Annotated in this window: 6 protein-coding genes; all 6 read left to right on the top strand. The window is 57.8% G+C overall.

Annotation, left to right across the window (positions count from 1 at the left end; translation table 11 throughout):
* The 6 genes from RISK_RS02345 to RISK_RS02320 are packed head-to-tail and all read left to right on the top strand — an operon-like array spanning position 1 to position 12,504.
* Positions 1 to 1,224 carry a S8 family peptidase gene (locus tag RISK_RS02345; RefSeq protein ID WP_047812616.1) on the top strand — a complete coding sequence of 408 codons (1,224 nt, stop codon included), beginning with the start codon at positions 1 to 3 and terminating at the stop codon, positions 1,222 to 1,224.
* 33 nt (positions 1,225 to 1,257) lie between these two features.
* Positions 1,258 to 3,456 carry a C1 family peptidase gene (locus RISK_RS02340; protein ID WP_047812615.1) on the top strand — a complete coding sequence of 733 codons (2,199 nt, stop codon included), beginning with the start codon at positions 1,258 to 1,260 and terminating at the stop codon, positions 3,454 to 3,456.
* Between the two features lie 27 nt (positions 3,457 to 3,483).
* On the top strand, positions 3,484 to 6,552 hold the full coding sequence (locus RISK_RS02335) for a hypothetical protein (RefSeq protein WP_047812614.1): 3,069 nt from the start codon (positions 3,484 to 3,486) through the stop codon (positions 6,550 to 6,552).
* Between the two features lie 14 nt (positions 6,553 to 6,566).
* Positions 6,567 to 8,786, top strand: a complete 2,220-nt coding sequence (locus RISK_RS02330) for a GMC family oxidoreductase (RefSeq protein WP_053061023.1) — start codon at positions 6,567 to 6,569, stop codon at positions 8,784 to 8,786.
* The gene (locus tag RISK_RS02325) at positions 8,783 to 11,392 is read left to right on the top strand and encodes a hypothetical protein (protein WP_047812613.1); all 2,610 of its coding nucleotides are present in this window, start codon (positions 8,783 to 8,785) and stop codon (positions 11,390 to 11,392) included. The genes RISK_RS02330 and RISK_RS02325 overlap by 4 nt, the downstream gene beginning before the upstream one ends.
* Positions 11,389 to 12,504, top strand: a complete 1,116-nt coding sequence (locus tag RISK_RS02320; protein WP_053061022.1) for a hypothetical protein — start codon at positions 11,389 to 11,391, stop codon at positions 12,502 to 12,504. Before RISK_RS02325 ends, RISK_RS02320 begins: the two co-directional genes overlap by 4 nt.
* The last annotated feature ends 78 nt before the right edge of the window (positions 12,505 to 12,582 follow it).

Here is a 12,582-nt window from a genome sequence, read left to right as displayed (position 1 = left end):
ATGAACGGTGATCAGGGGCAAGCAGCAAGTTTCAAGGACGCTTACGTGGTGCTGAAAAACATGGCACCTCGCGTGGGTGATCCCTTTTCGGTGCCGGCAACAATCTCGGAAGCCTCGTTGGAAGATCGAATCTCGATCGACACGGACGAGATGACGATGCCAGAAGTGGTCCAACGAAGTCAGGAGCGAAACGTCCAAGCGATCGCTCCCGTGATGCCGATGCGGTTGATTGAACCAGTGGCATCGGTCGCCGTGAATGGACTCGATCCCCAAACATCCGCCTCGTCCGGCGGTGCGACCTGGGGCATCGAAGCCGTGCGGGCAACGTCCAGTGCCTTCACTGGTGAAGGAATCACCGTCGCGGTATTGGACACTGGCATCGATGCAGGGCACCCGGCATTCGCCGCCACGTCCATCACTCAACGTGACTTCACCGGAGAGGGCGACGGTGACAACCACGGTCACGGAACCCACTGTGCGGGGACCGTCTGTGGCAATCTTGGCAGCACACGCATTGGCGTTGCCCCGGGCGTGAGTCGGTTGTTGGTTGGCAAAGTGCTTGGGCAATCCGGCGGAGCCACCAACTGGATCGTCAATGGCATCCTGTGGGCAATGGAAGAGGGTGCCAATGTGATCTCCATGTCGCTTGGCACGGACTTCCAACGATATCGCGAGAACCTTGTCGCTCGCGGGATCCCAACCTTGGCAGCGACCAGCATTGCATTGCAGGGATACCGAGCCAACGTTCGGTTGTATGACAGCCTCGCCAACACCATCCGTGCTCAGCAATCATTCCGTCCGTCGGGATGCATCGTTGTGGCGGCGTCCGGGAATGAAAGCGCTCGCGACGGCAATCCCGCCTACGAGATCGCTGCCGCACCACCATCCAACGCGGATGGCTTCCTTTCCGTGGCCGCGATTGGACGCAATTCCAATCACTCGGGATTTGAAGTCGCCAGCTTTTCCAATACGGGAGCGAACGTCGCGGCCCCTGGCGTGGATGTTGTCTCTGCTTGGCCAGGTGGCGGACTTCGATCGCTCAATGGAACCAGCATGGCGACACCGCATGTCGCTGGCGTGGCGGCGCTGTGGGCTCAAAAAGCTCTTCAACAAACCGGTCGCATCCATGCCGGCGATCTGATGGGAAAACTAGTCGGCAATGCCTCGATTCCGACTGGACTGTTGGCAGCTGATGTTGGGACCGGATTGGTTGTCGCCCCCTGAACTCTCCCTTGATCTGCACGAGGGCTTCACGCCATGCCTCGCAATGAAATCTCCCTGGACTCCACCGACTATGTGCTCGATGCGCGCCCCGATCGCATCGATCATCGCGACCGCCCCTATCAGCCACCGCTGATATCGCTGCCGAGTCGTTGGCCAACCGAGCGTGACATTGCGCTGGCGCTGCCCTATTTCTCCGCCTTGGTCGACGACCAGGGAACCGAGGGTGCCTGCACAGGATTCGGGCTCGCCGCCGTCATCAACTTTGTCATCTGGCGAGACACGGTCTTGCGACTGCCACGCAGCGATCGCGGTCTGTTGGCAATCGACCTGGATCAGGCCATCTCGCCAGCGGTCAGCCCTTACCAGCTCTACCACCTGGCACGCACCTACGATGAATGGGAAGGCGAAGACTATGAAGGCAGCAGTTGCCGGGGGGCGGTCAAAGGTTACCACAAACATGGTGCGTGCTTGAAATCGTTGTGGCCGGAGAAGAAGCCACCCACGGGAGAGGCGAGGAGCCTCTGGCAAGCCGACGCGGCTTCGCGGCCCTTGGGGGCTTACTACCGCATTGACCGTCTCTCGATCAATGATTTGCAAGCTGCGATCTACGAAGTCGGTGCGGTCTACGCTTCGGCAAAAGTGCATGGGGGATGGAAGCTCTCCAGTTCGCCAGACAAATTGCCGGTCATCCGTCGAGCCCCAATGGCCCCTCACATCGGCGCTCACTCCTTCGCGATCATCGGCTACGAGTCGCGCGGGTTCATCGTCCAAAATTCCTGGGGCGGAGACTGGGGGTACTACGGCTTCGCGATCTTGCCCTACGACGACTGGGCGCACTCCGCGCTCGATGCTTGGGTCGCAGTCATGGGCGCGCCGACGTCCGTGGCGGCAGACCATGTCGACGATGAAACCACCAACACCGGTGTCATGCAAGCGATGACGCTGCATAGTTATCGCAAGGACTCGCTGTCGCTCGCCACCACTCGAAACCCAGGTTGGTTCTGGGGGCGAAGTGATTCCGGCGAACGCACGGTCTCACCACTCAGCCGGGAAGAAGCCTACGGTCTCACGGTTGTCCTTGAGAACGATGGTCGCCCACTGCGAAGACGGGTGGGTTTTGAATCGGTCGGAGAAGCCCTCGAGGAAATCGTCCACCAACTGCCCAAGCGTTGGTTTCAAAACTTCGGCGAAGAATTTGGGGACACGCTCAAGCTGATGGTCTTCTTTCATGGCGGCCTGAACAGCGAAACCGATTCTCTGCGGCGGATCGAGAAGATGGCACCTTACTTCCTTGCCAATGGAATTTACCCCCTGTTCATCACCTGGCGGACCAGCTTTCGGGATTCCATCACCGGCATCTTGGAAGACAGCCTGCAACGATTCTTTCGTCCGCCCACCCGAGCGGATTCGTTGGGCTGGCGAGAGGCAATTCGCGAACAGGTCAGTGAAGCCACAGACCGCGCGATCGAAGTCGCGTGCCAACAGTTGCTCGTCAAGCCGATCTGGACGCAAATGAAGCAGAATGCCCAAGCGGCGATCGCACGTGATCGAGGAATGTACTTGGTTGCACAGTCCATCGAGAAACTGTTCGGAGAACTGGGCGGAGGAGAACTTCATTTGATCGGGCATTCAGCCGGATCACTTCCGATTGGCCATTTGTTGCGGCGATTGCAAACGCGATCCATGTCGGTTCAATCCTGCCGACTCTTCGCTCCCGCCTGCACAACTGATTTCGCAAACGACCATTTCGGCCGCGCCTTTGAACGAGAGGTGCTGTCACCGGATGACTTCTACTTGCACGTGTTGTCGGACAAACTCGAACGGGACGACAACATCTCTCGCTATGGAAAGTCCTTGCTCTATCTCGTCTCTCGTGCGCTCGAGATCAACCACAAGGAACCATTGCTGGGTTTGGAATACCTCCACCAAACGGATCCCGCCCAGGTGCCAAACGACTTTTGGCACATTCCGATGTCGCGCCGAGAAGGCGATCGAGTCAACCCAGATGTCCAGCGTTGGCAAGAAAACTTCCTGCCATTGATTCCGACCAAGAACATCACCGTGCACACCGAAACCGATGTGGTGACTCGCGTGGGTTCACACGGGACATCAGACACCATCCGACAGACCCACGGTTCCTTCGACAACAACATCGGTCTGCTGACGAAATGCATTTCTCAGATCAGGGGCAAGGAAGCCAATCCGAAGGTGACTGACTTACACGATCAATAACCAAAGATCCCCTGGAAGGTGACGCACATGACACCAATTGCATGCAAGGGTCAACGTGATCGAATGATCGCGACGACTTGGGTTCTGATCGCCTTGGCAAGCCTCACGTTCTCCACCGGATGCTCTCGCGAGGCTCCTCCAGACGAACCGAAACTCGAAGGGTATCCCGCTAACCGTCAAGGCGCACTGGATCGTTTCCCGCTCGCCGAACGCGACTACTTCCACGGCATGGACAAGCAGGAAGATGCTGACGGGAATGTGGTCGACCTCGATCTGTCACCAGAGGAGATCAAAGGACGCAACGCTTGGTTGTTGTGGACCGGTGGCAACGAAGCCTTCTGGGACTGGTTGGCTCGCAACGGCTATGCCACGATTGATTTCCTCAAGGTCATCGACAGCCGTCATCGAAGCGATCGCTTCGCTCGCGCCGGCATGGTCAACGAACCTGGGATGCGTTCCTCCACCGACCGCGAAGCCAAACTCGCTCACGGAATCTACTACGACCGGCATCTTGATCAAGCCATTGGTTACGCTGGCCCGTCCAAGCAGGAAACCGCCTCTGCAAGAACCTCCGACTCACCTGCCTCAACCGACGATCCGAAGCACGGGACCAAGTCGGGCTATGACCCTGCCGATGGACCTGATCCACGAGTCTATGGCTATTCCAGTGGGGTCGTTGGTCTCAGGCTCTTTCCGAACCCCGAGTTCGACGGTGCTGCTCGGCGGCGATGGGATGCGGAACGCTACTACACGGACCTCGAATATGCCGCTCACCCCAAGACGATCCGGCCCTTTCGAGTGGGCATGTCCTGCGCGTTTTGTCACGTCGCGCCGCACCCGTTGAACCCACCCAGCGACTTCGAATCCCCCGCTTGGGAAAACCTCTCCAGCACGATTGGAAACCAGTTCTTGCGGGTGCGCGAGACGTTCGGCAACACACTCGAACCGGACAACTATTTCTACCATGTCTTGGACTCGCAGCTTCCCGGAACGATCGACACCTCCCTGATCGCAGCGGACAACATCAACAACGCCAACACGATGAATGCCATTTACGGGCTGTCATGGCGTGTCCGGCGAGCACTTCACAACCCGTCCGAAACCATCGGCCCCGAGTCGGAGCATTACGCCGGGGTTTGGGGCGAACCGGAGTACCCGCCGTCCATCTTTTCAAAGGAGTTTCGCGACGCCAGCCCGCAATTCGAAGGCAATCCAAGATCGGTTCCAAGGGTCTTGGTGGACGGAAGCGACAGCGTCGGTTCGTGGGTTGCGTTGGCTCGCGTTTATTTCAACATCGGTTCCTACCATCAAAACTGGATTCGACGCCACAACACGATTCTCGGCTTTCGAAAACAAGAACCGTTCAAACTGGCCGACGCGGAAGCCAACTCCGTGAACTGGCATGGCACGTTGCTGCGTGTCGACCCGATGACCGCCTTCTTTCTCAAAAGCAGCGATCCCACCCGACTCCGAGCTGCCAAGGATGCCGAAACCGATGGGAAGGAATTGGTACTCGGCACAGGCGTCCCGAGTGACCCTGCGTTGGAATCCGGACGACAAGTCTTCGCACGAACTTGCATTGCGTGCCACTCCAGCATTCAACCGGGGAATGACCCGAGCCTGGAAGCATTGATCGACCAAGCGATCGCGGAGGCCGGGAACGCACCACTCGTCAGCGAAAGAGAGGTTCTCTCGCTGACCATGAACGATCGCTGGAGACTCACTCGGGGCGATGGAAAACTCCCGGTCCAGTATCAACGCTGGGCAGAACGAGCGGTCGAACAACCTGAGTTCTGGAGAGAAAACTATCTCTCCGCTGACATCCGCCTTCCCGTCACGATGCTTCGCACCAACTCGGCTCGCGCGCTGGCCACCAACGCGATCCACGGCAACATCTGGGAAGACTTCGCATCCGAGACCTACAAAGGTCTCGAGACCGTCGGCTTGGTCGACTACCGCGATCCGTTTGCACAAGTCGACAAGTCCTACCTTGCGCCGTCCGGTGGCCCCGGGTACTACCGAGTCCCCACACTGATTGGGGCATGGGCCACAGCCCCCTTCTTTCACAACAATGGACTGGGCGATTTCAACAACGACCCCTCGGTTGCCGGGAGGGTCGCCGCCTTTGACGATGCGATCGAAAAACTACTTTGGCCGCATCGCAGAGCAGACCACGACCGCAATGCGCTGCGTTCTGATCAGTCGGTTGCCGCCGCGGACTATGCCAATGACCAAGGTTTGATTTGGCGGACGTCAGCGGATTCCTATCTGCACATCCGAAACTTTCAGATTCCAACGACACTGGCGGGTTTCACCGGTTGGCCACCAACTGTGCTGGCGTGGATCCCTTGGGTTCCGGCACTCTTTGCAATCGCCATCGGCGTGCTGCTGATTCTGAATGATTCCATCCGCGCCTTCTTGCATCGTCTCAAACGAAAAAAGCAGTGGCTACAACCGGCAATCTCCGCGGTGCAGTGGATCGTCGCTGCCGCCTTGGCGTTCGCCTCCATCGGCGTCCTTGTTGGACTTGTCAAGTTCTTCTGGACGATCCGTCGATGGGAGCAGATTCTTGAATGGCGGTTCTACTGGGTCGAAAGCCAAGTGGTTTTGTTCGCAATGCTCTTGGCGTTCGCGTCTTACTGGGTGATACACAGCAAGCTCCCGCTTCGAAATCTACAGCGTCGCCAAGCAAATTACGCAGGTGTCGCCAGCCTTCTGATCGGCGTGGTGTTCATCTTCGGCGTTGGAACGTTTCTCTCCGGACGCGGCGGAGAAATTCGCGTGGGACCCTTCCCGGCGGGGATGCCTGTCAACTTGATCGCAAACACGGATCCGGACGCTCCCCTGAAGAAAAAGCTTGCCGCAGGCAAGAAGCTTCAGAGCTATTTGCGGGAAGCTCGGCGGCGTCGGGATGCCTCAGCAGAGCAGTACGACACGGATCTCTTGACGCTCTTTGAACAAGAGGTCGCCCCAGAACTGATCGCAATCAGCAAGTGCCCCGACTACGTGATGGACCGTGGACATGACTTTGTCTTTCTTCGAGACCTGACGGACCAGGACAAAAACGACCTGATTGAGCTCATCAAAACCTTTTAGCGGAGCAACCAAGAATGAGTTCGATCAACGACCTGTGGCAAGACCCCAACGCGACTCCCTTGGACTTCATCGTCGTCGGAGGAGGCGCCGGTGGCGGTCCACTGGCAGCGAGATTGGCCGAGCGTGGGTACCAGGTCCTCGTGTTGGAAATGGGACCGGTCAAACCACCAATGCCTCCCGATGCCACAGTGGAAAACACCGAGGTTCCGCTGTTGCATCCGGAAACAACCGAGGACCCGCGGCATTCGCTGCGGTACTTCGTCAAACACCATGACCATGATCCGGAACACAGCCTCGACCCCAAGGTTCACCTGGGTGAACAAGCGGACGAACGTGGCATCTATTACCCTCGTGCCCAGGGCATTGGCGGGTGCACGATCCACCACGCCATGATCACCATCTGTGGGCCACCGAAAGACTGGGACGAAATCGCAGAACTCACGGGGGACCCGTCGTGGCGAGGCGAATCCATGCGTGCCTATTTTGAACGCATCGAATGCTGCCACTACGATCAACCAAGATCCTGGTGGGGAAAATTCAAATCCGCACTCGGTTTCCACGGGGGCTGGCGAGACGGACGTCATGGCCACTCCGGTTGGTTGAACACAACCATGGCCAGCACGCGGTTCTTGAAAAAAGAGAAACAGTTCTTTCGATCCGTGCTGTCTGCAGCAGCTCAAAGCGCCGACTCGAGCACCGATCAAATCGCGGAATGGATCCGGCCAGTCCTCAAGGGACGTGCGTTTCCCGGCCTCGACCCCAACCACTGGAAAACAATACGGCACAGCCAAGAGGGTTTGACTCAAATCCCAACCGCGATCGGATTGGACGGTCGACGCAGCGGCGTGCGAGAACGTCTTCTGGATGCCGCCAAGGAGCACCCCGACCGCCTTCACTTGGTAGGTGATGCGATGGTGTCCCGGTTGCTCTTCGATCGCACGGGTGATACCCCGAGAGCCATCGGCGTCGAGGTTGTTCTGAAAGCCCATGCCTACCAAGCGGATCCCAACCACTCCGAGATTCCGACAGACTCTTTCAGCCAGCCCCAAGCCATCTACTGCAACCGGGAAGTGATTCTCTCCGGTGGGACGTTCAACTCCCCGCAACTCCTGATGCTTTCAGGGATCGGCCCCCAGGATCACCTTCAAACGAATCAGATCGAAGTGATCCATGATTTGCCCGGCGTCGGCTGTCATCTTCAGGACCGCTATGAGGTCCCCATCGTCGCGACTCTGACCGATCGCTTCCGCACCTTGGATGAACTCTCGCTGACCTCCTTGGGCGAAGCGGCCAAGAACGACTCGGTGCTTCAAGCATGGAAACGTGGGGACCAACCGATCGAGGATAACTTTTATGCGACCAACGGTGGCGTGATCGGGTTGTTCAAACGGTCGCAGAAAGAAGATCACACCCCTGATCTGTTCATGTTTGCAATCGCGGGACGATTCCCTGGGTACCAGGTTGGTTGGTCAAAGCCCTCGGCGCTCGCACCGGCAATCGGCTCGTCCCGTGTTCCAGAGAAGGCACCCACCGACGCCGCCTCCAAGCACAAACGCTCGCTGACCTGGGTGGTACTGAAAGCCAGAACGCATCATCAGGACGGTTACGTCCGACTCCGCGATGGGAATCCCAGCCGTCGCCCCGACATCAATTTCCGCTCCTTCCCGGGTCTCCATGACGATGCTCTGGACGGCACTGACGCGGACCTCGAAGCGATCGTCGAGGGAGTGCAAACGATTCAGGAAATCTTGCTGCACGGAAAAAAGAGCGGTGCCATCGAGTCCTACGAACTTCCCGGCCTCAGCAGTTTTGATGGCGATATTCGACGATGGATCCGCCACACGGCCTGGGGACACCACGCTGCCGGCACTTGCAAAATGGGCAGCCATGATGAAACCGATGCGGTGGTCGACTCACGCCTGAAAGTCCGAGGGATTCAAGGCCTGCGGATCGTTGACGCCAGCGTGTTCCCCAAAATCCCAGGCTACTTCATTGTCACGAATATCTACATGCTCTCGGAAAAGGCAGCGGACATTTTGACCGAAGATCATCCGCTTCCAGACAAACTCGCCACCGATCCCAACGCTCCGCTGCTGGAATCCTCCACGGCCCATGCGACGCGCCGTGCCTACCCAATTGAATTCGAACGGGAGGAGGCTGAACTGATCCGTCGCAGACGCCAAGTCGCAGGGCTTGATTCCTCCGTTCCTCCAAACGATGGAGCCCAATCATGACTCATGACCACGTCCCAAATGACCTGCCTTGGTTGAAGCAATTGCCGGGCGTGGAACCGACCGGCGACACGTCCGATTCAGCCGCCCCCTCGTCGCTTCCAAGCGACACGCTTGGCGTTGCACTTTCAGGGGGCGGTATCCGCAGCGCCTCCTTGTGCTTGGGGCTCGTTCAATCCATGGCGCGCTGTGGTTGGCTCCGACATGTGGACATCCTTTCAACCGTCTCGGGAGGTGGATATGCAGGGACCTTTCTAGGCCGCTACTTCGATCAGTGCCGACGCTTTGCCGACCACCAGGTTCCCGGCGCAGCCCAACGACGAGTGGCCGCCGGGTTGTCCAATTGCCAATCACCGCCAATCAGTTGGCTACGACGCTACGCAAACTACTTGGCGCCGACGGGCTTCGGTGAAGCGATGTTCAACTTCGCCGCGTTCTGGCGAAATTTCTTGTCCTTGCACGTTGTCTTGGGACTTTTCCTGCTGGCGCTGTTTGGGATCTTCAACGCGATCGGGTACTGGTTTCTCGGCACCGCCCATGACATTGGTCTGCAACACTTCACCGCCCTTGCCACCCCGATCACGGACGTCATTCTGCCGTGGAAGACTTCGCTTTGGTGGGTGAGTGCCGAACTGACATTCTGGCTAGCGACACTGCCACTGGCGCTAGCTTATTGGCTGGTTTCCCAAGACCACCATGAACGTTTTGTCGGAACGGTGTTCGTCGCGTCGATTTTAGTGGGGGTCTCGGCACTGGTTGGAATGAGCCAACCGCTGCCGTTGATCGTTGTGATTGCCGCGATCGCATGGTCCGTTTTCACGTGGTTCGACATTCGTCGAAAAGAAGGTCACGGAGATCCGAACAGTCGCTTTCGACTTGCAATTGCGCGCAATCGATTGACCTATCGACTTGCTTTCTGGACGACGACGCTGGTCGTGATTTTGGTCCTGGCCTTGATTGACTCCTTGGGGTTTTGGCTGGCCCACACCACGCTCCAGTCAGAGCAACCATGGGGTGTGATTCAGCTGCAACTTTCCAGTGTCACGGTCGCGTTGCTAGCCCTGGCGCCCATCCTACGCTGGTTGGCAAGTTTCGTCGTCACGAACAATCCCGACAGTGGCGGTCTCCTGCGGTCATTCCTCCAAATCCCTTACCTCTCCTCCGTTTTGATGATCTTGGTCGGCGTGGTGATTCCGCTGTCGATCATTTCATTGATTTCACACATCAGCTTCGAAGTCGGGTATTCGCTTTGGCAGGGAATCGCGGTGGCAGCCGGGGCTGTCTTTCTCAGTTGGTTGCTTGGCCGGCAAACATCCCTGCCGTTTGTCAATCGAAGTGGTCCGCTCACGATTTACGCTGCCCGGCTGGCCCGAGTCTTTTTGGGTGCGGTGAATCCCGAACGACATCGTCACTCCGCCGGCGGCAGCGTCACCGACGTGATTTCGGGCGATGACGGCCCCTTCATTGAATACGCGCCGCACGAAGCGGGTGGCCCACTGCATCTGATCAACGTGTCCGTCAATGAAACCGTTGACATTGCCAGCCAGCGAGGAATGCGAGATCGCCAAGCTGAGAACATGGCGGTTGGTCCAGCGGGCACCAATCTGTCCCGGCACTGGCATTCACTCTGGACAACCGAAAACGGCTGCCGAACCAGCGAACTGCGACCGATTGGCAACGCCAATGAAATTCATCCGATGCGGAGCAAGGTCACAGAGGCAGCCAAAACAGAATCGCTGAACGTCCGCCAATGGATGGCAATCTCTGGGGCCGCGGTCAGCCCCGGAATGGGACGTCTGACTTCCCCGGCCCAGTCCTTGTTGTTGACCTTGACCAACCTTCGACTGGGGTACTGGTGGGACAGCGGGATCTGGTCGGGACACCGCGTCTTGGTCCCGTTTCCTGCTGGGATCTTCGCCTGGATCAAGAACCTCTTCTTACGAATCTTCGCGACCCAAGCCTTGCTGCTCGGCGAACTTCGGGGACGATTCGCAGGCCCTTGGCGGCGACATTTCTACTTGTCCGATGGGGGACACTTCGAGAACACCGGTGCCTACGAACTCATTCGTCGCCGAGTTCCCCTGATGATCGTTTGCGATGCGGGAAGAGACCATCGGCAAAACGCCAGTGGGCTCGCCGAATTGACCCGAATTGCGAGGATCGATTTCGCGGCAGAGATCGAAGAAATCTCCTCCGATCCCGCCCAACTTCAATCGGAACTGACTCAGGCCTTGGGCTTGCCAATGGAAACGGCCAGCATGCTCGGGACGCTCGACGAATTGCTCTCCGTGGATGGAAATCCATCCGGAAAACATGCTGCCTTGCTGAAGGTTCGGTATGGATCGCCCTCCATCGATCAACGTTCCTCCAAACAAGCAACGGATCGCGAAGCCTGGAATGGGCGAAATTGTTCGTGGATGCTGTACATCAAGTCGACCGTCACAGGCGACGAGCCGACGGATGTCCGCAACTACCGTGGCCAGCATCCGGATTTCCCAAACGAATCGACAGCCGATCAATTCTTTGATGAGCCCCAGTGGGAAAGCTATCGCAAGCTGGGCGAACACATTGGTGACAAACTTTTCCATTCGATGGATGATCGATCATGAGCCAGCACTTCAACCGGTTCATGTTTCTCGCTTTGTTCTGGGTCCTGTTTCCCCAGACGGTAACTGCGAGCGATCACGCCGATCCCATTCGGCTCGCTCACACAGAGGCCGGCATCACGGGGTTGTTCGTATTCCCTGATGAGGCCAATGCCCATTTGGTGATTGTGCTGTGCACTCATCCCAGCCTGGAATCACCCCAGACTCTTCCTCTGGAACCGCTTCGATACATCCTGCATCTCGATCTGGATCCCGCTCTGACGTTCACAGAGCAAGACGCTCTCAACCGATATGGCGGGACCGTCCTGAGCCCGACCGAAATCGAGGCCGACCTCGAAATCCGATATCAACTCTCCGATGACATCGAACTGCAAAATCGCAGATTGGTTGGCCAGCACGCTTCCATTGAACTGCCATCTGCCGAGGTTGGCATTCACGACGACCCCTTCGTTTTCCATCGATTTCGATCCACCAACGTGGTGGCGATCGTCCAACAGATCCCCTTCGATCAACTCCCCGGTGATCCGAAGCATTTTCTCGTCTGGGCGACCACCGAACGATTCGGCAAACAAGTGGATCATGCTGGCAGGGCATTGCGAACGATGTTGCCCCGATTCAATTTCCTCAACACGCTGCACCCCAGCCAACATGTCGCGGCGATTCGTCAACAGCATGAGGCCCCCGGTGTGCTTCAAGATGTCTTGTCGACATTCGCGTCGCCGTTTTTCGCCATTCGACACTACGACTTCGCACCCGATGTCGTGATCTACAGCCGAACGCGACCGGCGGGCTATCCCAACGGTCGCCTGCTCACGGATGACGTGGCCAAACTCTGCTGTGAACAGGGCGACTGCCTGCTGTACGAGGTCTCGTTGGCGGATGCCCATGCCGACCATCTCCCCCGGCCAACAACCAACCCACAAGGATTCCAACCGGACTTCCCTTACTTGGCATCCGCCAATGACCAATCGATGCCACCGGAAGAACCACACCTGCGGACTCGAACCATCGTTCTGCTGGCCTCGATCGGTGCCAGCGTCGCTGTGCTGTTTGTGCTGCCATGGATCCTGCTTTGGAAAAGCCATCGCCGTGGATCAAAGCCACCCCTCCTCTGACAACCTGTTCTCTCCCCATCCATTCTCGCCGACTGATTTCCCGCGGACATGAAATGCTTCCGTTCTGGGTTAGGAGTT

It is taken from the genome of Rhodopirellula islandica (genome assembly GCF_001027925.1).
In the GTDB taxonomy this organism is placed as follows: Bacteria; Planctomycetota; Planctomycetia; order Pirellulales; family Pirellulaceae; genus Rhodopirellula; species Rhodopirellula islandica.
This window is presented reverse-complemented; position numbering and strand designations above follow the sequence as displayed.